General features: G+C 32.0%; 25 protein-coding genes. 15 read left to right on the forward strand and 10 right to left on the reverse strand.

Features of this window, described 5'->3' with window-relative positions; genetic code table 11:
• Nucleotides 1-108 precede the first annotated feature (108 nt).
• Nucleotides 109-291 carry a Sec-independent protein translocase subunit TatA/TatB gene (locus LNQ34_RS08365; protein ID WP_202703975.1) on the reverse strand — a complete coding sequence of 61 codons (183 nt, stop codon included), beginning with the start codon at nucleotides 289-291 and terminating at the stop codon, nucleotides 109-111.
• Between the two features lie 213 nt (nucleotides 292-504).
• On the opposite strand from LNQ34_RS08365, the gene LNQ34_RS08370 reads away from it, so the two are divergent.
• From LNQ34_RS08370 to LNQ34_RS08420, 11 genes are all read left to right on the forward strand, one after another.
• Nucleotides 505-1,005: a peptidase gene (locus LNQ34_RS08370; RefSeq protein ID WP_202703976.1), complete on the forward strand. Its 501-nt coding sequence runs from the start codon at nucleotides 505-507 to the stop codon at nucleotides 1,003-1,005.
• Between the two features lie 11 nt (nucleotides 1,006-1,016).
• Nucleotides 1,017-2,510: a GH3 auxin-responsive promoter family protein gene (locus LNQ34_RS08375; protein WP_202703977.1), complete on the forward strand. Its 1,494-nt coding sequence runs from the start codon at nucleotides 1,017-1,019 to the stop codon at nucleotides 2,508-2,510.
• Nucleotides 2,511-2,630: 120 nt separating this feature from the next.
• The gene (locus tag LNQ34_RS08380; RefSeq protein ID WP_202703978.1) at nucleotides 2,631-4,310 is read left to right on the forward strand and encodes a DUF6909 family protein; all 1,680 of its coding nucleotides are present in this window, start codon (nucleotides 2,631-2,633) and stop codon (nucleotides 4,308-4,310) included.
• 9 nt (nucleotides 4,311-4,319) lie between these two features.
• On the forward strand, nucleotides 4,320-5,300 hold the full coding sequence (locus LNQ34_RS08385; RefSeq protein WP_229999227.1) for a hypothetical protein: 981 nt from the start codon (nucleotides 4,320-4,322) through the stop codon (nucleotides 5,298-5,300).
• Nucleotides 5,301-5,316: 16 nt separating this feature from the next.
• Entirely contained in the window at nucleotides 5,317-6,603 is a 1,287-nt protein-coding gene (locus tag LNQ34_RS08390; protein ID WP_229999229.1) for an oligosaccharide flippase family protein, read from the forward strand.
• A complete protein-coding gene (locus LNQ34_RS08395) occupies nucleotides 6,593-7,126 on the forward strand; it encodes a class I SAM-dependent methyltransferase (RefSeq protein ID WP_229999232.1) in 534 nt (177 codons plus the stop codon). Before LNQ34_RS08390 ends, LNQ34_RS08395 begins: the two co-directional genes overlap by 11 nt.
• A 40-nt stretch (nucleotides 7,127-7,166) precedes the next feature.
• The gene (locus LNQ34_RS08400) at nucleotides 7,167-8,408 is read left to right on the forward strand and encodes an O-antigen ligase family protein (RefSeq protein WP_229999234.1); all 1,242 of its coding nucleotides are present in this window, start codon (nucleotides 7,167-7,169) and stop codon (nucleotides 8,406-8,408) included.
• The gene (locus LNQ34_RS08405; protein ID WP_229999236.1) at nucleotides 8,392-9,477 is read left to right on the forward strand and encodes a glycosyltransferase family 4 protein; all 1,086 of its coding nucleotides are present in this window, start codon (nucleotides 8,392-8,394) and stop codon (nucleotides 9,475-9,477) included. The genes LNQ34_RS08400 and LNQ34_RS08405 overlap by 17 nt, the downstream gene beginning before the upstream one ends.
• Entirely contained in the window at nucleotides 9,474-10,730 is a 1,257-nt protein-coding gene (locus LNQ34_RS08410) for an O-antigen ligase family protein (protein ID WP_229999238.1), read from the forward strand. The genes LNQ34_RS08405 and LNQ34_RS08410 overlap by 4 nt, the downstream gene beginning before the upstream one ends.
• Nucleotides 10,711-11,817: a glycosyltransferase gene (locus tag LNQ34_RS08415; RefSeq protein ID WP_202700889.1), complete on the forward strand. Its 1,107-nt coding sequence runs from the start codon at nucleotides 10,711-10,713 to the stop codon at nucleotides 11,815-11,817. The genes LNQ34_RS08410 and LNQ34_RS08415 overlap by 20 nt, the downstream gene beginning before the upstream one ends.
• Before the next feature lie 112 nt (nucleotides 11,818-11,929).
• Complete coding sequence (locus LNQ34_RS08420; RefSeq protein ID WP_042564890.1) at nucleotides 11,930-12,913, forward strand: UDP-glucuronic acid decarboxylase family protein; 984 nt, start codon at nucleotides 11,930-11,932, stop codon at nucleotides 12,911-12,913.
• Nucleotides 12,914-12,969: 56 nt separating this feature from the next.
• On the opposite strand, the gene LNQ34_RS08425 is transcribed toward LNQ34_RS08420, so the two are convergent.
• From LNQ34_RS08425 to LNQ34_RS08440, 4 genes are all read right to left on the reverse strand, one after another.
• A complete protein-coding gene (locus LNQ34_RS08425; RefSeq protein ID WP_229999239.1) occupies nucleotides 12,970-14,157 on the reverse strand; it encodes a glycosyltransferase family 4 protein in 1,188 nt (395 codons plus the stop codon).
• Nucleotides 14,157-15,245 carry a non-hydrolyzing UDP-N-acetylglucosamine 2-epimerase gene (gene wecB / locus LNQ34_RS08430; RefSeq protein WP_202700891.1) on the reverse strand — a complete coding sequence of 363 codons (1,089 nt, stop codon included), beginning with the start codon at nucleotides 15,243-15,245 and terminating at the stop codon, nucleotides 14,157-14,159. The genes LNQ34_RS08425 and wecB overlap by 1 nt, the downstream gene beginning before the upstream one ends.
• A 106-nt stretch (nucleotides 15,246-15,351) precedes the next feature.
• A complete protein-coding gene (locus LNQ34_RS08435) occupies nucleotides 15,352-15,873 on the reverse strand; it encodes an ORF6N domain-containing protein (RefSeq protein ID WP_202700892.1) in 522 nt (173 codons plus the stop codon).
• Nucleotides 15,874-15,916: 43 nt separating this feature from the next.
• On the reverse strand, nucleotides 15,917-17,227 hold the full coding sequence (locus tag LNQ34_RS08440; RefSeq protein ID WP_229999241.1) for a phenylacetate--CoA ligase family protein: 1,311 nt from the start codon (nucleotides 17,225-17,227) through the stop codon (nucleotides 15,917-15,919).
• A gap of 134 nt (nucleotides 17,228-17,361) precedes the next feature.
• Between LNQ34_RS08440 and purD the strand changes: the two genes are divergently transcribed.
• A complete protein-coding gene (purD, locus tag LNQ34_RS08445; RefSeq protein WP_202700894.1) occupies nucleotides 17,362-18,636 on the forward strand; it encodes a phosphoribosylamine--glycine ligase in 1,275 nt (424 codons plus the stop codon).
• Here the strand turns inward: purD and LNQ34_RS08450 are convergent.
• The gene (locus LNQ34_RS08450) at nucleotides 18,628-18,858 is read right to left on the reverse strand and encodes a DUF6341 family protein (protein ID WP_017496855.1); all 231 of its coding nucleotides are present in this window, start codon (nucleotides 18,856-18,858) and stop codon (nucleotides 18,628-18,630) included. The genes purD and LNQ34_RS08450 overlap by 9 nt on opposite strands.
• 141 nt (nucleotides 18,859-18,999) lie before the next feature.
• Between LNQ34_RS08450 and LNQ34_RS08455 the strand changes: the two genes are divergently transcribed.
• Nucleotides 19,000-19,929: a DUF6427 family protein gene (locus LNQ34_RS08455; RefSeq protein ID WP_202700895.1), complete on the forward strand. Its 930-nt coding sequence runs from the start codon at nucleotides 19,000-19,002 to the stop codon at nucleotides 19,927-19,929.
• On the opposite strand, the gene upp is transcribed toward LNQ34_RS08455, so the two are convergent.
• Nucleotides 19,924-20,577: a uracil phosphoribosyltransferase gene (upp, locus tag LNQ34_RS08460; protein ID WP_017496857.1), complete on the reverse strand. Its 654-nt coding sequence runs from the start codon at nucleotides 20,575-20,577 to the stop codon at nucleotides 19,924-19,926. The genes LNQ34_RS08455 and upp overlap by 6 nt on opposite strands.
• A gap of 111 nt (nucleotides 20,578-20,688) precedes the next feature.
• Here upp and LNQ34_RS08465 point away from each other — a divergent pair, with 111 nt between their 5' ends.
• Together LNQ34_RS08465 and LNQ34_RS08470 are read left to right on the forward strand one after the other, a co-directional pair.
• Nucleotides 20,689-21,294 (forward strand): DUF4254 domain-containing protein, encoded by a 606-nt coding sequence (locus LNQ34_RS08465; RefSeq protein WP_202700896.1) that lies wholly within the window; start codon nucleotides 20,689-20,691, stop codon nucleotides 21,292-21,294.
• Nucleotides 21,295-21,334: 40 nt separating this feature from the next.
• Nucleotides 21,335-22,342: a glycosyltransferase family 9 protein gene (locus LNQ34_RS08470; RefSeq protein WP_229999242.1), complete on the forward strand. Its 1,008-nt coding sequence runs from the start codon at nucleotides 21,335-21,337 to the stop codon at nucleotides 22,340-22,342.
• Here the strand turns inward: LNQ34_RS08470 and LNQ34_RS08475 are convergent.
• From LNQ34_RS08475 to LNQ34_RS08485, 3 genes are all read right to left on the reverse strand, one after another.
• Entirely contained in the window at nucleotides 22,331-22,744 is a 414-nt protein-coding gene (locus LNQ34_RS08475; protein WP_229999244.1) for a hypothetical protein, read from the reverse strand. The two genes, LNQ34_RS08470 and LNQ34_RS08475, sit on opposite strands and share 12 nt — an antisense overlap.
• Before the next feature lie 151 nt (nucleotides 22,745-22,895).
• The gene (locus tag LNQ34_RS08480; protein ID WP_202700900.1) at nucleotides 22,896-23,204 is read right to left on the reverse strand and encodes a hypothetical protein; all 309 of its coding nucleotides are present in this window, start codon (nucleotides 23,202-23,204) and stop codon (nucleotides 22,896-22,898) included.
• 125 nt (nucleotides 23,205-23,329) lie between these two features.
• Nucleotides 23,330-24,382 (reverse strand): ferredoxin--NADP reductase, encoded by a 1,053-nt coding sequence (locus tag LNQ34_RS08485; RefSeq protein WP_202700902.1) that lies wholly within the window; start codon nucleotides 24,380-24,382, stop codon nucleotides 23,330-23,332.
• Nucleotides 24,383-24,490 lie beyond the last annotated feature (108 nt).

Raw genomic sequence — 24,490 nt, forward strand, 5'->3', positions numbered from 1 at the left:
AAATATAAAGATATTTACATACAACTTTTCTTATATAGAAAAGTCTATCACAAAAAAATCCCAAGCTACACTGTAACTTGGGATTTTAAAATTTTATAAAGCAGTAAATTATTTTACTTCTTCCTCTTCTTTTTTAGCAGCAGGAGCAGATTGATCGTCCTTAGCAGCATTTTTGAATTCTTTAATTCCGCTTCCTAAACCTTTCATTAATTCCGGAATTTTTTTACCTCCAAAAAGTAATATCACGATACCTACTATTACAAGGATTTCTGTAAGACCTAATCTTCCCATGATTGTTATATTTAATGCCGAAGCAAATTGTTTTCTAAATTTTAAGCAAAGGTATATAGAAATATACGAACAAGAAGTCTTTTTAGATTAAAATATTTGTTTCAGGCAGCGTTAAATATTTTATAAAATAGTAAAATAAGTGTATTCGTTCATTTTTGTCCCGCAGCAACTAGACGATTAATTGTTATATTTGCTCGTAATAAATAACCATAAATGACCAGGAAAAAGTTCAATTTCAGGAAAAGTTTATTCATTAAGAACCGATTGGTAATTTTGAATGAGGATACTTTTGAAGAAATTTTTTCGTTCAAACTTAATTTAATGAACGTTTTTGTGACGTTTACTTTGGGTGGAATTTTTTTGATTTTAATTACTACTTTCATCATTGCTTTTACACCTTTGCGCGAGTTTATCCCGGGGTATTCTTCCTCTGAATTAAAAAAGAATGCGACAGAATTAGCCATAAAATCAGATTCACTTGAAACTGCTTTAAAGAAAAATGAGGCCTATATAAAAGGGATTCAGAAAGTTTTAAGAGGAGAACTGGAATATGCAAAATTCAATAAAGATTCTATTTTAGCAGAAACAGCTGAGCCTTCGGAGGTGGATATGAAAGCTTCGGAAGAAGAAATTAAATTAAGAGAAGAAGTAGCCAAAATGGAGAAGGAGTCGGGTGAAAAATCCCGAAATAAAAAGAAAAGTGACAAGAATTAATACCTCAAACAATGTCTATTAAGTCAGTAGCAGCAAAATTATTTGCCAGCACCATATATTATCAAACTAAGGCTTGGGCCAATAAACCGGTCGAAACCCAACAAGTTGTATTTAAGAGTTTAATACACAGTGCCAAAGAAACTCAGTTTGGAAAAGATCATCATTTTGATAAGATAAAAACAGTTCATGATTTTAGAAAACGCGTGCCTGTTCGGGATTATGAAGATTTAAAGCCCTACATCGATAAGGTGAGAATGGGGGAAAAAAACATTCTTTGGAAAGGAAAACCGCTTTATTTTGCTAAAACTTCCGGGACAACTTCCGGAGCCAAATACATTCCGCTTACCAAAGAGTCAATGCCTTTTCATATTGAAGCATCCAGAAATGCGATTCTGCATTACATTTATGAAACTGGAAATGCTGATTTTGTTGATGGTAAAATGATTTTCCTTCAGGGAAGTCCTATTTTAATTGAAAAATACGGAATCAAATTTGGAAGATTGTCAGGCATAGGGGCACATTTTGTACCAAAATATCTTCAAAAAAACCGAATGCCATCCTGGGAAACCAATTGTATTGAAGACTGGGAAACTAAGATTGACGCCATTGTTGAGGAAACGATTGAACAGGATATGACTATTATTTCGGGAATTCCGTCATGGGTCCAGATGTATTTTGAGCGTTTACAGGAAAAAAGTGGCGGTAAGAAAATCACGGATTTGTTTAAAAACTTTCAATTGTTTATTTATGGAGGTGTAAATTACGAGCCGTATCGTGCCAAGTTTGAAAATCTGATGGGAAGAAAGGTAGATAGTATTGAACTGTTTCCCGCTTCAGAAGGCTTTTTCGCGTATCAGGATTCTCAAAAAGAAAAAGGGATGCTGCTGTTGCTGAACTCGGGAATTTTTTACGAATTTATCAAAGCAGATGAATTTTTTGAACCAAATCCAAAAAGTCTGACCATTGGAGAAGTAGAGACAGGTGTTAACTATGCTTTGATTATTTCGACAAATGCGGGGCTCTGGCGTTATAATATTGGAGATACAGTACAGTTTACTTCCTTATTTCCACACAAAGTTATTGTTTCGGGTCGAATCAAACACTTTATTTCAGCTTTTGGAGAACATGTGATTGCAAACGAGGTCGAAAATGCGATGAAAGAAGCCACGCAAGGAACCAAAGTTGTAATTAATGAGTTTACAGTTGCCCCTCAAATAAACCCTTCAAATGGATTACCGTACCATGAATGGCTGATTGAATTTGAAACAGAACCCGAAAATATGGACGCTTTTGCAGAAGCAATTGACAGTTCGATGCGAAAACAAAATATTTATTACGATGATTTGATTACAGGAAATGTTTTGCGTAAAGTTGTGGTAAGTAAAGTTTCCAAAAACGGATTTCAGGACTATATGAAGTCACAAGGAAAATTAGGAGGACAGAATAAAATCCCAAGATTATCAAATAATAGAGATATTGCTGATAATTTAAAAGTAAAAATATAATGAAACAACAGTTTAGTAACACTGATGTTTTATGAAAGTATAGGTTTTAATTACTACTTTCGTTGATTGAAGAATACAAATTAAATCTTCTTCCTAAGAAGATTTTAAAATAAAATAAGCATGAAAGAAACCAAACATATATCAAGATCAAGAGCACAGGAATCGTCTGCCGCTATAGAAAAAATGTATATTACGATGCGTCACTTATTCAACCGTGGTTTTTATAAACCAATGGGAGTTTCAGGAGATAGCTTACGTGAATCATTACTGGCATTACGTCCGGAGATATACGGAAATATAGGGGAAGAAAAAGTAGAACTTAATGGTCTTTTATACGTAATAGAACGTCTTCCGATAGGAATCGAGCAATGTCGTTTCATTAATTTAACTTCAGACGAAGGATATTCTAAATCACATTTTCAACCTATTGTTCCTCCAAAAAGAAGAAGAAACTGTTATCGTATTGATGAGGAGCAAATGAATGTTGAAATCACTCGCGGGCGATCAGACATTTATGATATTCTGACGCATTTGACTTTTATTTTCATCGAATCACATAAAATTAAAAACAGAGTTTTATTAGATGATGGAGGAGAGGTTTCCCGCGATTGGATGAAATTAGAACAAGCCGTATTGCAAACCAAGAAGCTTTCTCAAATAGAGAAAGAAAAAGCAATTTCGCATGTTGCTAATATTCTGGCAAGAACTTTTGAAGAAGTTTTAGACATTTATGACGCTTTTGGATCAGAGAATGCTCCAGATCGTTTCCTTCACGTTATTTACTGGTTAGGAAAACTGGCGATTGAAGAAGTGATTGACAATAATAAACGTACTATTACTTTTAGTCCAGTTTTAAGAGAACGTTTAGGGCACCATATTCACGGTGAAATCTGGGCAACGAACATCAAGGAAGTTCTTAAGGCAAACAATCTGTTAAAACGTCCAATTCATGTGATTAGTGCAAATATGCACAGTGTGATGAATTCAATTTTTGCAACACCGTTGTTGAAAACAAAATTCAAGGAGAAGTCTGATTTTTATATTTATGAAGAGTTAAGTAAATCAGGTGCCAAAGAAATTAGAGGAGTTGTAGAAGAGCTGGCGTTAAAAAACGGAATGATTTCGCTGCCGGATAGCTCTGGAACGAATATCGATGTTCAGATTTTTGATACGGCTAAAATTGACTGGGGAAAAACAGCCTTCCCAAAAGCAAAATTAGAAGAAGAAAAACCGGTTATTATTGTAATGGATTATGCATTTGGAGAACAGGCGTATGAAACGATTGATGAACTTTTGAAACCGTATAAAAAAGATACCTTATTGAACGTAAAATCGGTTTCGATAATGGGTAAAGCCGGAATTCTGGAAGGTGGAAAAGGAGATATTATGATTCCTACTGCACACATAAATGAAGGAACTGCGGATAATTATTTCTTTGAAAATGAATTAACAGGAGCCATGTTTGAAGGAAATGATATTGCTGTTTTTGAAGGAGCTATGGTTACTGTTTTAGGAACATCATTGCAGAACAGAGATTTGTTGAAATTTTTCCACGAATCTACCTGGGGTGTAATTGGTCTTGAAATGGAAGGTTCTTATTATCAGAAAGCGATTCAGTCTGCTTCAAAAATCAGAAAAAGTGTGCCACATGATATTAAAGTTCGCTATGCTTATTATGCATCAGATAACCCATTGGAAACAGGTAGCACATTAGCTTCAGGTGGATTAGGTACAACCGGTGTAAAACCAACGTATTTGATTACCATTAAAATTTTAGAGCAGATTTTCAACGTAAAATAAAACTTATAAATGAGTACAAAAGTATCCCAAAATCAAGAGGATCAGGAGATTGACTTAGCCTTAATTTCAAAAAAAGTAAACCATTTTTTTCAGAGAATTGATACCTCTATTTTTAGGGCTATTCAGTTTTTTATTCGAAACTGGATTTTGGCAGCAGTACTCATTTTGTTAGGTTTTTTGGCGGGATGGTATTTTGATGCCAATCGAGAATCGTATGATAATAAAATTATAGTTGCACCAAATTTTGGAAGTGTAGATTATTTATATGCAAAAATTGACTTAATTGATGCAAAGATTGCTTCCGGAGATACTGTTTTCTTAAAAAATATTGTTGGAATCTCAAAGCCAAAAATAATTTCAAAAATTGAAATTAAACCAATCTCGGATGCTTTTAAATTTGTAGAAGATAAAGAACAAAATTTTGATCTTATAAAATTAATGGCCGAAGATGGTGATATCAATAAAGTATTAGTAGACAACGTTACAAGTAAAAACTATACTTTTCATACGATTTCATTTATTTCTAAAGAATTAGTAGATGATAAAGAAGTTATAGAGCCGTTATTAAAATACTTAAATAATTCGGAATATTTTAGTTCGATTCAAAAAATAGGATTCAAGAATTTAGAACAGCAAATTGCTCAAAATGATACCATTATTGCTCAGATAGACCATGTTTTGAAAGGGTTCTCCAGCACAGTAAAAAATACTGGCAGAAATGATAAATTGGTATATTATAATGAGAATACACAATTAAATGATATTATTAAAACAAAACAGTATTTGGTTATTGAACAGGGAAAAAATAGGCTAAAATTAGTAAGTTCTGATAAAACGATTAAAGACATTAACGCTACTCTAAATATAAAAAATACAAAATCTGTCTTCGGAAAGTTAAAATTTATACTTCCCGTTTTATTTATTTTAATCTTCGTTTTTATTTATCTTTTTAAGGCATTTTATAAAAAACAGTTTCAAAAAAGCCTTTAGAATCAACACTAAAAAAATGGTTAAAAGTAAATTTTCGGAAACTATTGTTGCAAATAAAAGGCATATCAATTCTTCCTTTTTTTTGTTTTCGATTAATTTCGTCAATTTTATTTATCCATTGTTGATTTCTCCCATAATTATTAAAAAATGTGGGCTCGAAGGTTTTGGATTAGTCATTTTATTTCAGTCTATTTTTATTTTTATTGCTTCAATTACAGATTACGGTTTTAACATTAATGCGACAAGGGAAATTACATTAAATGAGAGAAATAAAGAATTTGTAAACAGACATTTTTTTACCATAGGTTATACCAAAGTAATTCTATTTATAGTAGCTGTCTTATTTTCACTCGTTATATACACCTTTTTACCGAAGGCAAATGAGTATTCATTTTTATATTTTTCTTCATTTTTAATATTGATCGGTAGGGCTTTTAATCCATTGTGGATTCTCAGGGCGTTGCATAAAATGAAATATTTTTTCTATTTTTTTATACTCTTCAAACTAATAAGTTTTTTAATCATTTACTTTTTTCTCAATGATATAAACAATTTGTTTTTAATAAATTTAACTATTGGACTATCTGATTTTTTAACTTGTTTTTTTTCAGTTATTGTTCTGTTTTCTAAAATGAAATGGCATTTTTATAAACCAAATGTTTTGGTCGTTAAAAATGAAATCACAGCAGGTTTTGCAATTTTTATTCAAGTAATTTCTATAAATGCAAATGCTTATTTGAACCCTATGATTTTGGGGCTATTTGTAAATGAATATGCATTAGGAATTTACTGTGTAGTTGAAAAAATTATATTATTGGTTAAATTTTGTGGTTCTTTTGTAATTCAAAGTATTTTTCCAAAAGCTTGTGAATTAGCAGCCAAAAGTCTCTTAGATTATAAATTATTAGCTCAGAAGTTATTTTTATTCTTACTAATTTCAATGATTATTGCTGGGGTATTTTTAACTGGTTTTTCAGATCTGATTGTTTCCTATTTTTTAAAAACCAACAGATTGCCGTGTAGTAAATTTTTAATTTACAGTGCCTGGATTCCTTTTGTAGTGGCTATAAATATGGTTCCGTATATGACATTTATGGTTTTTAATAAACAAAAAAAAGTAACATTTATTATGATATTTTCTGTATTATTGAATGTTGTAGTCAATGGAATATTATCAAAAAAGTTCGGAATCTATGGTATGGCTACTGGAATTTACATTACGGAGATGTTTATTTCAATATCTTTATGGATAATTTTAGTATTTCAATTCCCAAAACTTAATTTTTTTAAAAATGATAAATAAGCTCAATATTGGTTGTGGAAATGATATTAAAAAAGGATTCGTTAATTTAGATATTTCGCAATTACCCGGTGTTGATGTAGTTTGTGATATCGAAAATAATAAACTTCCGTTTGAAGATAATTTTTTTGAATATATTTTATGTAATGATGTTTTAGAACATGTAGAGTATATAAAGGTTTTAAAAGAAATTCATCGAATTTTAAAGCCAGGAGGAATTGTAGAAATTAGAGTTCCCCATTTTACATCCAGTAACAATTTTATAGATCCTACGCATAAAAAAATGTTTTCATTTAGAACCTTTAGTTTTTTTATTGATAACATTCGATATGAACGTAATTATTATTTTGATTTTAAGTTTAGCGAAATGTTGTATTCAAAAATAACGTTTATGCGCAAAAACCCTTTAAATTGGCCTTTTTTTATTTGGGTGAATATCAACGATACAACTAGAAAAATATATGAAGAAACATTCTTTCGTAATTTAGCGCCAGCTTATAATGTTGAGGTTAAACTTAAAAAGTAAAAAAATAGATATTCAATTTATAAATCGATTTTAGTAGAAAGTGAAAATAAACAAAAACAATCTTAGACTGATTTTAACAGTTTGTTTGATTACGTTTTGTATTCAGACACCAGATGTTAAATTAGGATTTGTAAAATTTTCTGAACTTTTATTGTTATTAGTAGCTCCATTTCTTTTAAAAAAACCTATTAATAAGTTTATATTTTACTTTTTTGTTTTTTTTACTATTGAGGCGATATTAGGGCTTATAATTACTTCAACACATCATTTTGATGTCCTTGGACCATCGAAATTTAAAGCACCTTATGTTATTACGATTGCACGATATCTTGAATTAGTATCATGTATTAGTTTGTCCATTATTACATTTCGATTGTTTAAAAATAATGAAGATCAATCTAAAAAAATAATTGATTATTTAGTGAATTGGAATATTCTAATTACTGCTTTCTTTTTTTTTCTTTATATATTAGTCAAAATAGGGGTACTACCCATATATAGTAGTATTGTCATTTATGATAATGATAGGTTGAGAGGTCTTTACAACGAAGGAGGGCCTTTTGGATTAATGCTTTCTTTTATTTTTATACTTTCTTTTTTTCAGAAAAAGTCCAGGTATCGGTTTTTTAAGCAGTTTTTTTTATTTATAATTATTGCCTTTTTTGCCAGATCTAAGGCGGGAATTTTATTTTCTGTTATTTGGATTGCCTTATTTAATTTTGAGATTTTAAAAAACAAATTAAGATTGGTTATTTTTCCATTAATATTTGTTTTTTTAGCAGGATTCTATTTTTTGTTTATGAATGTAAGCTCTATGTATGTTACAGAATTAAACAGGGTAAAGCAATCGATTAAAGAACGGCCGAAAGATATTAATTTAATTTTAGGAAGGATTTCAGGTGTTTATATTGTTCCAAATATGGTAGAACAAAATGCAGTTTTTGGAATAGGACTTGGAAATTATCCATTATTAAGAAATAATGCAGAGTACCGAACTTTTTTTCCGAAACCTCCTAAGAAATCTATAGATATTGATGCGCATGGATTTGGAGGAATTGTTGATATTATTGTAGAGATGGGAATTTTGGGTTTTTTCATTTTTATATTTATTGTTTATGGTATTTATTACGAAATAAAAAGGATGAATAAGGGAATAGTTCTTGTAATAGGGTTTCTTCTTATTTATTGTTTTGGAGTACAGATTTATTTTTTATATCCATGGGTACTGTTGGCTATTATTTTAGCCTATCAAAATAATTATATAGATGAAATTAGTAATTGATATTCGTTTAATAAATGCTTCTGGCATTGGAACGTATTTAAAGAACGTAATCCCTGGAATTTTACAGAACTTTGATGAGGTTTTAGTTTTGGGTAATACCAAAGAAATTGAATATTTTGAGTGGAGTAAAAAGATAAAAATAATCGAATTTAATGCTAAAGTTTATTCTCTTAAAGAACAGTTTCAATACCCAAAAATAATTCCGAGTTGCGATGTTTTATGGTGTCCACATTTTAATACGCCGCTTTTACCAGTAAAAGCTCAAAAAACAGTAACAACAATTCATGATGTATATCATTTAACAAGTGAAGCTTCAATTTCACAGTTGAAGAGAAAATATGCGAGGATTTTATTTCAAAATGCAGTTAAAAAAGCAAGTTTAATTTTTACAGTTTCAGAGTTTTCAAAAACCGAAATTTTGAAATATACCAAAGCTGATTCTCAAAAAATAGATGTGGTATATTGTGGTGTAAATAAACTATTATTCGAAAATTCAGAAGCAAAGCATGATTTTAAACTTCCAGACAATTATATTCTATATGTTGGAAATATAAAACCACATAAAAATTTAATTGTTTTATTAAAAGCTTATAACGCTTTATCAGAAGAGTTTAGATTAAAGTATAAATTGGTTTTTATAGGTAAGAAAGATGGATTTTTGACTCAAGATAATGATATTCATAGTTTTATAAAGAATAATAATCTACAAAAAGATATTACATTTACGGGTTATGTAAATGATTCTGAGATTCCGCATATCTATCATAATGCAAATCTATTTGTATTTCCTTCACTCTATGAAGGTTTTGGGTTACCCATTCTTGAGGCACTTGCAACTGGAACAAAAGTGTTAAGTTCAAATGCAGCAAGTTTACCGGAAATAGGTGGAGAAGCGGTCGTTTATTTTGATCCAAAGGACGATGTTGGATTGGGAAAATTGATACAGGATACTATTGTAGACTCATCAAAAGGTAAATTTTTGTCCGCTGAGGCACATAAACAGTTAGAGAAATTTACGTGGGAAAAATCGATTAAAAAGCATCTAAATGCTTTCAAAAAGTTAGAATGAAGCAGTTAATTTTACAATATAACAAATCGGTCGTCTATTTTTTTTTAATAGCAGTAGCACTCTTTCCTATTTTACCAAAAGGAGTGGAAAGCATTTTAATGTTTGGTGGATTTTTATTTTCATTGTCTTATTTTATTTTCGAAGGAAAAAAATTCTGGAGCAAAGAAAAAACAATAGAGCTTTTATTATTCTCCTCTCTATTTCTAATTTTTGTTTTTTCATTGTTTTATACCATTGATATTAAGACAGGGACTAAATTTATAATACGACTTTTACCTTCTGTTTTATTTCCTGCAATTTTCCTGTTTAATAATACAGATCTTTTGAATGCTAAGAAATTTCAAGTAATTACAAATGTTTATTGCTTGGCTGTGGGCTTAATTTTGTTTTTCTTGCATATAACGTTGTTTCATGAATTATACAATTCAAGTTTAAAGTTTTGGGATTTTAGACAACTTATCGAAAGCAAAATAGAAGTACATGGAACTTATTTGGCAATGTGGATTGGTTTTGCGATAATTATTTTAGTGTATAAAATTAGAATTGAATCAAAAAAGTATTTTATCATTTTCATATTTTTATTTATGGTAGGATATTTTTTCTATTGGCAATACATCATCGGATCCAGAATGCCTTTTGTGGCAACCATTATAGTTTGCTTTTTTTGTTTGTTTAAGAACGTAATACAAGTTACAATTGCCAGTGTCTTGTTAATTAGTTTGACGTTTATTTTAGTCTTTAAAGTAGATCGAATAGGAGAAAGATTTGAAAAACTAAAAAATTACAAACTCTCTTTTCCAGAAGGGAAATATGAAGACAATTATCCTAATATTAGTAATGAACAGATTAGAAACGGAATTTATTTTTGTGGTTATGAAATCTCAAAAGCAGAACCAATTGTAGGTTATGGAGTAGGAGATGTTGATGCCAAATTGCAATCTTGTTATGATGAAAAATATAGAAATACAGATACTTATAAAGTTACCAGCTATAATTCGCACAATGAATATTTAAACATAATTTTGTCTTCGGGAATTTTAGGGCTTGTTTTATTTTTATTTTCACAGTATCTTCTTTTAAAACGAGCATTTCATCATAAATTAGGGATTTATATTTCATTTGTATTTTTTATTTTCCTTAATTTTTCTTTTGAGAATATTTTAAGCAGACACGATGGAGTTATCTTTTTTGGATTTTTTAATTCTTTATTATTTTTTCAAAAGAACAATTTAAATGAAAAAAGCATTAATTAGCGATTGGTATTATGTAAATGGAGGTGCTGAAAAAGTAATACATTCCATAAATTCAATTTGGGATGATTTTGATCACTTCGCACTGATTGATTTTTTAAAGGATGAAGACCGAAAGTTTATTTTGAATGGAAAAAAAGTGAAAACCAGTTTTATTCAAAAATTACCAACGGTAAAGAAAAACCATCGTAAATTTTTACAGTTATTTCCAATAGCCATAGAGCGGTTTGATTTGAGTGATTACGACTTAATAATTAGTTCTTCATCAGCTGTAGCGAAAGGAGTTCGGACCCGAAAAGATCAGCTTCATATTTGTTATTGTCATTCGCCTATGCGATATGCATGGGATTTGCAGGATCAGTACTTAAAAGATTCAGGCTTAGATAAAGGTTTAAAGGGATTTTACGCAAAATATGTTTTGCAGAAAATAAGAAAATGGGATGTCTCAAACTCTGAAAATGTCGATTATTTTATTGCCAATTCTAACTATATAGCAGAAAGAATAAAGAAAATTTACAACCGTGAATCAACAGTCATTTATCCTCCCGTCGATGTTGAATTTTTTAGTTTAGAAGAACAGAAGGATAATTATTATTTTACAGCTTCGCGTTTAGTTTCTTATAAAAAAACACAATTAATAGTAGAAGCTTTTAATGAATTACCACATCTAAAATTAATTGTTGCCGGGGACGGACCGGAATTTCAAAAACTTCAGACAATTGCTAAAAGTAATATTGAGTTTGTTGGATTTGTAGAAGCCAATAGTTTAAAAAACTACATGCAAAAGGCAAAAGCGTTTGTTTTTGCCGCCGAAGAAGATTTTGGAATTATTCCGGTTGAAGCACAGGCCTGTGGTACTCCGGTTATCGCTTTAGCAAAAGGCGGCACTTTAGAAACAGTTGTTGAAAATAGGACAGGAGTTTTTTTTCAGGAACAATCATCACAAAGTATAAAAGAAGCTGTGATTGACTTTGAAAAGATAGAATTTAACCCGAAAGTAATCCGTGAACATGCGATGAAGTTCTCGAAGCAACGTTTTGAAAGTGAAATGAGAGCTTTTGGTAAGGAGAAGCTAGCAGAAAAATTTTAATGGTTTGAAAAGAAATTTTACTTCCTATTTTTATAAAACATAGCAGATTAATCTTAGGTACTTTTTTTAAGAATGCTAAATCAGTTACATTTGCGAGGTATAAATAATTACTATGAAAAGAATACTTATTACAGGAGCGGCGGGATTTCTGGGATCGCATTTATGTGATCGTTTTATCAAAGAAGGATATTATGTTATCGGAATGGATAATTTGATTACCGGAGATCTTAAAAACATAGAGCATTTATTCAAGTTAGAACATTTCGAATTTTACCACCACGATATCACCAAGTTTGTGCACATTCCAGGTGATTTAGATTATATACTACATTTTGCCTCGCCGGCAAGTCCGATTGATTATTTAAAAATTCCGATTCAGACCTTAAAAGTTGGATCTCTTGGGACACATAATTTATTGGGATTAGCTCGTGTGAAAAAAGCAAGAATTTTAATTGCATCAACATCCGAAGTTTACGGAGATCCTCTGGTTCACCCACAAACCGAAGAGTACTATGGAAACGTAAACACCATTGGACCGCGTGGAGTTTATGATGAAGCCAAACGCTTTCAGGAATCGATTACTATGGCCTACCATACTTTTCATGGGGTAGAAACCAGAATCGTGCGTATTTTTAACACCTATGGTCCAAGAATGCGTCTGAACGACGGGCGTGTAATTCCGGCCTTTATCGGACAGGCATTGCGCGGGGAAGATTTAACCATTTTTGGAGACGGAATGCAAACGCGTTCTTTCTGCTATGTAGACGATCAGGTCGAAGGTATTTTCAGACTTTTGCATTCAGATTATGTATATCCCGTAAATATTGGAAATCCGGATGAAATTACAATTAAGGATTTTGCAGAAGAGATCATTAAATTAACAGGAACGAATCAAAAGGTAGTCTACCATCCATTACCTATAAATGATCCGTTACAACGCCAGCCAGACACCACAAAAGCGAAAGAGTTATTGGGTTGGGAAGCAAAAGTAAGCCGTTCTGAAGGAATGAAAATTACGTATGACTATTTCAGATCACTTTCAAAAGAAGAGCTTTCAAAGGAAGAACACAAAGATTTTTCGAACTATATCAAATAAGAAAATTTAAACGGGCAATTATTTCCAGAATAATTGCCCGTTTTTTATTAAGTTACTTAAAAAGCATTCTTTTCGATGAGTTCCTTCATTTGCTGGTCCAAATTAAAATGACTTTTGGCATGAAGAAAAATAGCCTTTTTCATCTTCTGTATTTCTGCTTTACCTAGTGTCGAGATTGTTCCTAAAGTTGTATTTAATTGTTGGAAATCTTCAACAGGGACTACCCAACCAAGGGTATTCTCTTCTACAATATTTTCACCTTCGCCACCTCCATAGTAAAGTATAGGAAATCCTAAAGCACTATATTCAAATATTTTGGACGGAACAGATCCGTAGATTCTTGTCTTGAGCGGAACAAGGGCAATATCTAAATTTTTCAAAGTTTCATGCAAAACGTTTCGTTCTAACATTCCGTGAAAAACAATTTTTTTAGTTGGATTTTGGTTGAGGTAATTCACAATTTGAGTTTTCTCGGCACCATCACCAAAAATATGCAGTTCGATGTTGTCATTTTCTAAATTCAATTGCTGAATAAGTTCAAAAACCCCTTGAGCAACACCTAGTAATCCGGCGTAGAATAGTTTAATAGGTTCACTTGAATTGTCTTTTTCTTCGAGGAGATCTTCCACAAAATGATCCGGATAATTACGATATAGAAAACATTTTTTTTCGGGAAAGACGGAATGAATATGGGTAATGATTTCATTAGATTGCCCAAAAATATGCGTTGCTTTTTGGTAAATAAAACGTTCAATAAAAAGCAAAATCCGGTGTGAAATACTGTTTTTCTTTAATACTTGCAGTTCGATAGCGGCAGTTGGCCAAAGATCTGAAACATTCAAAAGGATTGTTTTACTCTTAATCCAAAGCACAAAAACAGAAACAAACGAAAGTAATAGTGGAGGAGATTGTACAATTACTTTTTTAGGTGTTTTGGCAAACAATAAATAAAAAAACAAAGTGCTGGAAAACGACAATGTCGAGACAATTCGTTTAAAGATGTTCGAACTATTACTCGGATAGATCCAAAGTCGTTTTAAGGTAATATTCTGGATTTTTTCGGTAACAGAAAACCGGCCTTTGTATTCCGGAAATAATTCGCCTTTTGGATAATTTGGAAGAGGAGAAATTACCGAAACTTCATAACCATTTTGATCCAATTTTAAAGCCAGTTGTTCTATTCTATTGGCCGCTGCACCTTTTTCGGGTGGATAATAGTTTGATATGATTAGAATATCCTTCATTATTTTTTAGCCAATAAAATTGAAATAATTCGTTCAGATGCTTTTCCATCCCATAAATCCGGAACACCACTTTTCTTGGGACCATTTTTTAAAAATGAACCGTATACTTTTTGTAAATTTTCTAATGACGTTCCAACAATAGTATTTGAACCAATGGTCTCGGTTTCAGGACGCTCAGTATTATTTCGCATGGTAAAACAAGGAATTCCCATTACAGTTGTTTCCTCAGAAATACCACCGCTATCCGTAATAACGGCAAAACTGTTTTGTATTAAATACATGAAATTCAGGTAGCTTTGTGGAGCAACAAAGAGGATATTTTTAAACTTAGCTGAGCTTTCACTTAAGATAGCCTGTGTTCTGGGATGAATAGGAAACAATATTTTTTTGTTATTTGCCAAATCATCAATTCCATGTAGTAAAGCAATAAGAGAAGAAACTTCATCTACATTTCCCGGACGATGTAAGGTTAGAACAATGTAGTTTTTTTCACTAAGCTGATGTTCTTCCCAAAAATCCGGAGCCGAAATTCTATTGATGTTTTGGTATAAAGTATCGATCATAACATTTCCTACAAAATGCACGTTTTCAGGATTTGATCCTAGTTTTAATAAATTTTCTGAGGCGGATTTGGAGGTCGTAAAAAAGTAATCCGTAATGCTGTCTGTCAGCATTCTATTGATTTCTTCCGGCATTGTTAAATCTCCGGAACGAATTCCCGCTTCAACGTGTGCTACTCTTGTATGACATTTTTTAGCCACAATCGAACAAGCCATCGTCGAGTTTACGTCGCCAACAACCAAAACTAAATCAGTTGGATTTTGAAGTAATTCTTTCTCAAAAGCAATCATAATTGCGGCAGTTTGTTCGGCCTGAGAGCCGCTTTTTACTTCCAGATTTACATTTGGTTTTGGAATATTTAATTCTTCGAAAAAGGTATCACTTAAGTTTTTATCGTAATGCTGCCCTGTGTGAACCAAACGAAAGGAAACATCAAAACCTTGATTTTGCTTGTCTTTTATAGCATTAATAAGGGGTGCTATTTTTATAAAATTAGGTCTTGCACCTGCGATTAGGGTGATTTTCATGGGACTATTAGATTCTTTCTAAAAACATTCTTTCGGCAAAAGTAAAGTTTAAATTGGAATTTAATCAGAATGGAATAATTTCTTAAATAATGAACTGTGAATTTGCTTATTTTTTATAACTAATTTTCACTCTTTCATTTCCGTCTTCTTTTTTCTCCGTTAATTCATCTAAATAGGAAAAAACCAATTCGATATTTTTATCCTGATTTTCTAACTTCTTTTGAATCTGAAGAATATCCACTTTAATTTCAGCTGTATCCAGCAGCATTTCTCTCACTTTGGTGAAAATGCGCATGATCTGAATATTGGTTTGAATGGCTTTATCGCTTTTTAGAACGCTAGATAACATCATTACCCCATGTTCAGTGAAAACAAAAGGTAATTTTCTGCTTCCGCCCCAACTTGAAGTCGCAATTTGCGACTTCAAGTTTTCAAATTCGTTTTCAGTAAGTTGAAACATGAAATCTTTAGGAAAGCGAGATAAATTTCTTTTTACCTGTTCATTTAATCTTTTTGTTTCCACATCATAAAGTAGCGCCAAATCACTATCCAACATCACTTTTTGATTGCGGATATAATATATTTTGTTAGAAATAGTTTCTTCAGAAAGTAAAGATTGATCTTCCATAAGTTTACATTAAAAAAAAACAAATGTAAGATTTTATTTATATTTAAAGGTAAGATTTGAATTGTTTTAATTTTCCACTTTTACTTCTGTTTAAAACTGTTTTTCGGGTAAAGCTGAAAGTTAGATTAGGTTCTAAATATACCGTAATTGCCTTTTCTATTTTTTCAATTTGAGATGCATTTAATTCAATATCACTTACATACTCGATTTCAAAAGAATCTAATTGCATTTGTTTGATGATAAATTCTTTAACGTTTCCATCGTCTTCAATAATGCTTTTGGTTACATAATAAAAGGTTAAGCCCGGTGCTTTTTTTCCGCTTGGTAAGAGAGCAATATCATTGGTCCTTCCAATAAGTTTTTTTAGAATGGGTTTCTGCGGAGTACTTTTTTCATCCAGAATTCCGATATCGCCAATATCATATCTGATAAAGGGATGTGCCTTATTGAACAAAGATGTAATCACAATCCTGCCTTCTTTTCCATAGGGAAGAATCTGATTGTTTTCATCTAAAATTTCTACAAAAAGTGTTTCTGAATTGACCTGCCATTCGCCTTTTAAGTTTTCAAAAGCAATCAAATCGAGTTCTGAAGCGCCGTATTCATTGATAACTGGAATTCCGAATTGTTTTTCTAAAAGTTTTTTATCGGATTCGAAAAGCATTTCCGAAGTAACAAAACAAGCTTTTAAAGAGGGACAAACTTCTTTTAAGATAAGATTTTTTTGCTCTAAATACTTAGCAAATAAAACAATCGAACTCGTGTAACCGTTGATATAATCAAATTTTTTAGTTTTGAATTTTTGCAAAAACTTTTCCAGAACGCCATCAGATAGATCGAAAACCGGAAATCGGAAACGATGAGTCAGAAAATCTTTAATTCGTTCTTTATAATATCCGGTAAAATTCATCGGAATACCATAGAATCGAGCCTGATACGAGCGATTAAAATCGATATCGTACCAGCCAAAACGCATAAAAATGGAAGTCCAGGTCAGGGAATGGCAATGTTTATCTTTGGCAAAAACAAAAGGAGTTCCACTGGATCCGGAAGTTTTGTTGAGGTACACATTTTTTAAGGTGTAGCCTTTTGAAAGCCTTTCTTCCAGTGGTTTTTGTAAATTTTGTTTGTTAAGGATGGGTAAATTTTCCCATTCCAATTTAGTATTGCCTCCAGCCAATTCCTGATAGAAAGAATTGTTTTTCAAATGAAAAGCTACGATTTCTTCTTTTCTGTTCTGAAGAAAATGTGTATACTGTTCTTCCGATAAATTTCGGATTTCATCCAATTGCGTTTTGGCTTTCTTTATCGGAAAACCATTTAATTGCAGCGAAATATCGAAAAGAGAAATCATTTGAAGAGCTAATTTTCGTCAAAAATAATACTATCAAATTACTAACAGAGAACAATCAATAACTTTTTAAGATTTAATTATTTTTTACGTGTAAAAGCAATTATTTTTGCACCACAACTAAATACAACTACACCATGACAATTTTACTATTGGGATCGGGCGGAAGAGAACATGCTTTTGCCTGGAAAATGACTCAGAGTCCGCTTTGCGAAAAACTTTTTGTTGCACCTGGAAATGCTGGAACGTCGGCAATTGCTACAAATGTTGCAATGTCTCCAACAGATTTTGATGCAATCAAAGCATTTGTAATTCAGGAGAATGTAAAAATGGTAGTCGTAGGCCCGGAAGATCCTTTGGTTAAAGGGATTTACGATTATTTTAAAAACGATGAGAGCTTACAACATATTCCGGTTATTGGGCCATCAAAATTGGGAGCTCAGTTAGAAGGAAGTAAAGAGTTTGCTAAAGAGTTTTTAATGAAACATAATATTCCAACTGCTGCTTACGACAGTTTTACGGCTGAAACGGTAGAGAACGGATGTGCTTTTTTAGAAACATTACAACCTCCATACGTTTTAAAGGCTGATGGTTTGGCTGCAGGAAAGGGAGTTTTGATTATTCAGGATTTAGAAGAAGCTAAAACAGAATTGAGAAACATGCTGGTTCACGAAAAATTCGGAGCAGCGAGTTCAAAAGTGGTAATCGAAGAATTTTTGGACGGAATTGAATTAAGCTGTTTTGTTTTGACTGATGGGAAAAGCTATAAAATCCTTCCAACAGCAAAAGATTACAAACGTATTGGTGAAGGCGATACAGGTTTAAATACAGGTGGAATGGGAGCTGTTTCTCCGGTTCCTTATGTTGACGCTGTTTTGATGGAAAAAATTGAAACACGTATCGTAAAACCAACTATCGAAGGATTTCAGAAGGATGGAATTGAGTATAAAGGATTCGTATTTATTGGTTTGATCAATGTAAAAAATGAACCGATTGTAATTGAGTACAACGTAAGAATGGGAGATCCTGAGACTGAAGTGGTAGTACCGAGATTAGAATCTGATTTAGTGGAATTGTTTCTTTCGGTAGCCAATCAAAAATTAGATACATTCGAATTAAAAGTTGATCCAAGAAGTGCAACTACCATTATGGTGGTTTCTGGTGGATATCCTGAAGAATTTGAAAAAGGAAAAGTAATTAGCGGTTTAGAAAATATTGAAGATTCTATTGTTTTTCATGCAGGTACAAAATTAGAAAACGATAGTATCGTGAGTAATGGAGGACGAGTATTAACGGTAACTTCTTATGGAGACGATTTCCAACAGGCCATAAAAAAATCTTATCAAAACATAGATAAACTAAGCTTTGATAAGATGTATTTTAGAAAAGATATCGGCTTCGACTTACTTTAAAAAAGAGTGAGCCGTAGTATCTTGGTTTTCTGTTCCGGCATCATCAAAAATGCGTAATTGTTTAATCCAATAAACGATTGCGCATGAACAGATGATCATAAAAATCCAGTTGATAGTATTAGCACCAAACCATGTAACAAGTTCCAAACGACGTAAAAAATCAAGCGGTGCGAATAAAATGTTAACGAATAAGTACTGTATTCCTTCAAAAAAAGCTGTCATAATTTTATAAAATTATATGTTATTTATTGTTGTGTAACGCATTGAAACCAGAAGTCTGTTAGCAGAATCTTTTTTCAACTTGTTGGTTTTCCTTTTTAAACAAGTATTATATTTACAATCACAAAAGTATAAAATATCCTTATGATAACAAGTGTTTTTAAAAAATCTACACCATTAAATTATTCATTGGTCGTAATTTTAATACTGGTTTTCTTTTTTTTGTTTCAAATTCAGGAACCTTCCTGGATAACATCTTATTTTTTGGCATTCCAAAAAGTGAGCTTGTTGTGCTTTATTTTGGCCTCATTTTTCCTGATAAATTTTATCGTAAAAAAGAACGGACTCAGTAAAGACAATGGATACGCGATATTTTTTTACTTATTGTTTCTATTGTTTTTCCCCACAATATTCAACAATTCCAATGTAATATATGGTAACTTTTTTATACTTCTGGCACTTCGAAGATTGATTTCGCTACAGTCGTTGAAAGCTTCTAAAGAAAAAATATTTGATGCATCATTTTGGATTTTAATAGCTTCTTTGTTTCAATTTTGGTGTATTCTTTTCCTGATTTTAGTTTTTATCTCGATAGTTTTCCATGTTTCCAGAGATTATAGAAACTGGATTTTACCTTTTATAGCACTTGTGGCAGTGTCCATAATCTTTTTATTGGTCTCTTTAATTTTCCATATCGACATCACAGATTTTTTTCAGGAACGTGCCGTAATCGATTTTAATATTGATTATTTTAAGAGCAATTATGAAAATGGAGCACTTTCAATCTATGTGGCCGTAGCCTTATTTTTTGTAGTTTCGATGCTGACCACATTATCAAATCGACCACAAATAGTGCATTCTTCATACAAAAAAGTAGTAGCTTGTTTCTTTATTGCAGCCTTTGTTTATATTCTATCGCCGGATAAAAGTAACGATTTGCTCTTTTTTAGTGTTGCGCCTTTGACGATCATGGCAGCAAGTCATGTAGAGTATATGCAGCAAAAACTCAATAACGAAATTGTTTTTTATGTATTGATTTTGTGCAGTTTATTTACATTTTTTTCTCAATTATAATTTACTTCCATAAGCAAGATCTCCGGCATCGCCAAGACCCGGAACGATATAATTTTTTTCATTTAGCTTTTCGTCTAAAGAAGCGACCCATAAATGACAGTTTTCCGGAAGATTTTCTTCCAGAAAAGCAACACCTTCTGGCGCAGCAATAACTACAACAATATGAATCTCTTTTGGAGTGGCATTTTGAATTAGCTTTTCGTGAACAGCAACAATCGACTGACCCGTTGCCAACATTGGATCAAGAAGTAAAACAGTCTTGTCGTTTATGTTTGAAACAGCTTGGTATTCAACCCGAATTTCGAATTCGGCATCGTTATTTGGATGGTATCGGCAAGCCGAAACAAAACTATTCTCCGCATGGTCAAAGTAATTTAAAAAACCGTTATGCAACGGTAAACCAGCTCTTAAAATGGAACATAAAACTAAATCACTCTCTATTTCAGTCGTATTTTTAATGCCAAGCGGAGTTTGAATTTCAACATTTTTATAAGCCAGATCCTTACTCAGTTCATAAGCCATAATTTCGCCAATTCGTTCAATATTTCTTCGGAAACGCATGCTGTCGTTCTGAACATTAACATTTCTGATTTGGCCTAAAAAGTGATTTAATACGCTGTTATTTTTGGAGATATAATGAATTTTCATACTGAATTTTTAGAATTATGGATAGATTGTAGTGCAATAACGAAAAATTAATCGTTTTCTTCACACCATAAAAGTATAAAAAGTATCTTTGTGTCTCTAATAAATAAAGACATGTTTTCAAAATTAGCATATTCTGTTTTCGAACAAAGCATCAAAGATTATCACCAATTTGATAATGTTGATCAACCTATAAACAATCCTTACCCAAAGGATAAGTTTGAGCATTTATTGTATTTAAAAAACTGGATTGACACTGTTCAATGGCATTTTGAGGATATTATCCGTGATCCGCAAATTGATCCGGTAGCGGCTTTGACTCTGAAAAGAAGAATTGATGCCTCAAACCAGGAACGTACAGATATGGTGGAATACATTGACAGCTACTTTTTGCAAAAATACAGCGATGTAAAAGTAAAAGATGGTGCAAAAATCAATTCCGAAAGTCCTGCTTGGGCTTTTGATAGATTGTCTATTTTAGCGTTAAAAATTTATCACATGCATGAAGAAGCTACTCGTGCTGAAGCTTCACAAGAGCACAGAGATAAATGTCAGGAGAAATTAAATGTACTTTTAGAACAAAGAAGTGACTTATCGACTGCAATTGATGATTTATTGACTGACATTGAAAATGGAGATAAATTCATGAAAGTGTACAAACAAATGAAAATGTACAATGACGATGAATTGAATCCTGTTTTATATCAAAATAAAAAATAATTTGGCAGAGTTGTCCAATACAATAAAGCATATAGCCGTCATGAGACTATCCGCAATGGGAGATGTAGCCATGACGGTTCCTGTTTTACGCACTTTTGTGAAGCAGTATCCAACGGTTAAAATCACCGTTATTTCACGACCGTTTTTTAAACCATTTTTTGAAGGAATCCCGAATCTTGAGTTTTTTGCTTTTGATGAAAAGCAGCGTCACAAAGGATTTGCAGGGCTACTTAGATTATACAGTGATGTAAAAAAACTCAAAATCGATGCTTTTGCAGACCTTCATAATGTTCTGAGATCCAAAATTGTAAGTCTCCTTTTTGCTTTAAGCGGAAAAAAAAGAGCCACAGTGGACAAAGGACGTGAAGGTAAAAAAGAATTAACCCGTGCCGAGAATAAAATTTTTGCACAATTGCCAACCATGTTTGAAAGGCATGCAAAAGTATTTGAAAAACTTGGTTTTCCTTTAGACATATCAAATCCTGAATTCCCGCAAAAAGCAAAATTAAGCCCGGATATTTTAGAAATTATTGGCGATCAAAACCAAAAATTAATTGGGATTGCACCCTTCGCACAATACAATTCCAAAGTATATCCACAAGATTTAATGCAGGAAGTAATTGCAAAATTGGCGGAAAATAAAACGTATACCATTTTACTTTTTGGTGGAGGAAAGAAAGAAATTGAAATCCTGGATTCGTTTGCACAATCCTTTGAAAATGTAGTTAATGTGGCTGGAAAAATTAAATTTCAACAGGAATTACAACTCATTAGTAATTTAGACGTAATGCTTTCTATGGATTCCGGAAATGCACATATTGCGGCAATGCTGGGAGTAAAAGTCATTACACTTTGGGGTGCTACACATCCGTATGCGGGATTTTTACCATTCGGACAAACAATGGAAAATGCTTTGATTTCAGACAGAAATCAATATCCTAAATTACCAACATCTGTTTATGGAAACAAAATCGTTGAAGGTTATGAAGACGCTATGAGATCGATTTCGCCCAAAGATATAGTCAAGAAGATTCAATTAAGCATATAATCCATTTAAATCATAAAGAAAGTAGCCAACTGTTTTCTTTTTGTTTTTATTAGCAACGATTACAACAAAATGATTTTCTTTTTCTGTAGACAATAAAATGTGCTCAAAATCTTCCGTTGAATTTCTGTAGATTTTGTGCACCAATTGTGACTCTTTAATTTTATTCGATAGTATTTTAGCCGCTTTTAATTTGCTTATGTAGGGCCAGATATTAAAAGTATTCTTCTCAGAAACATTTATTTCAGTCATTTTACCAATCATTGTTGCACTATATTTTTCTTTGGTAAGCAATTTGGGACCTTTTTTATTTTGTTGTTTCTTAATTATAAAGTAGATACAAAAAAGAGCTGTTATTACAAAAAGTGCTATAAATGATAAACGAAGTAAGTGATGTATTGTCATAATATTTAAGATTTAAACGTGTTGACAAATTCGATTTAGCCCTACATATCTACACAAAAACATATGAGATTGTGATTGCTATAATTTTACCTCTAATATAATAAAAATTCAGCAATATTTTATCGAAAAAATGCTTTTATTGTAATTGTAATTAGAGCCAAATTTTTTCATCCCGGCATCTGCTATAAATATAACTTTTTAGATTCGAAATTGTGACTTGATAATTTGGTGCTTCATAACCAAATCGTTCATGTTCCATTTGTTCTTTTTCGACAGCATCGCAGCCTTTTATAACTTCTTTAAGCATATCCAGCATGGCGAGTTCTTTATTGTTTGTCTTCTGAAATTTAAATTCTATAAGTTCATCCTGAAGTTCTTCACAATATTCCACAAGTTTTTCAACTTCAGGTTCTTCTAGAAGATATTCTTTATTTTTAAAAATTTCCTGTACAGATTTCATAACGTAAATTTTAAGTTCCAAATTCAAATTTTACAAAGATTGCTAATAATTATAAAACAAAAAAAATTCCAAATCCCAATTGTAAGTTTGGGATTTGGAATTTGAATATTTTGAGATTTTAACGATTAAACATCATCATAATCTACATAAATAGACTCTGAAGTAGGATGTGCCTGGCAGGTTAAAATTAAACCTTCAGCAATTTCGCTATCCGTTAAAATCGAGTTTTTAGTCATTTCAGCACTTCCGGAAGTTACACGAGCCAGACAGCTGCTGCAAATTCCTCCCTGACAAGAGTATGGCGCGTCGATTCCTTGTTTTAAAGCGGCATCAAGGATGGTTTGCTTTTGAGACATTTCGAATGTAACTTCGTCATCATCAACCAAAACCGTAATTTTTGTATGCCCTTCTAAGGAAGTATTGATTTTATTTTCCTGAGTAGAAGAAGTAAAAAGTTCAAATTTAATTGCGGATTCTTTTACATTCTTTTCCTTTAAAATTGCCGAAACCGTATCGATCATTTCTTCAGGACCACACAAGAAAAATTTGTCAAATTGTAATTCTTTGTGTTTGTTATTCAGTACAAAATTTACTGCCGATTTATCAATTCTTCCAAACAAAGCATTTTCAGCCTTAGCCTGACTAAAAACATAATGGATGAAAAAACGGCCTACATACTGTAATTGTAAATCGTGTAGTTCCTGATGGAAAATAGTATCTTCAGGAGTTTTGTTTCCATAAACCAATACAAATGAACTTTTTGGCTCACTTTTTAAAACCGATTTAATAATAGAAAGTACCGGAGTAATTCCGCTTCCGGCCACAAAAGCCGCATAGTTTTTTTGTCTTTCAGCATCTGGCTCAAAAGTAAATTTTCCTTCCGGATGACCTACTTCAAGAACATCTCCAGCCTTAAGTTTCGTATTGGCAAATTGAGAAAACAAACCATTTTTTACTGCTTTTACAGCAATGCGTAATTCGCTGCTTTCCGGTGCAGAACAAATAGAATAAGCACGACGAATCTCTTGGTTATCAAGAGTTAGTTTTAAATTTATGTATTGTCCGGCTATAAATTTATAGTCTGATTTTAGTTCTTCGGGAACATTAAAAAGTACAGAAACAGCATCGGCAGTTTCGCGTTTTACCTCTTTAATTATTAGTTTTAAGAATGAAGGCATGATTGTATTTTTTATGCAAAAGTAGCAAACGACAGTTAATTGACAGGCACTAAACGATTATTTTTAACTTTTTTTGTAACGTTTTCTTACATTTGATCACATACTAGA

The organism is Flavobacterium lipolyticum, assembly GCF_020905335.1.
Taxonomy (GTDB): domain Bacteria; phylum Bacteroidota; class Bacteroidia; order Flavobacteriales; family Flavobacteriaceae; genus Flavobacterium; species Flavobacterium lipolyticum.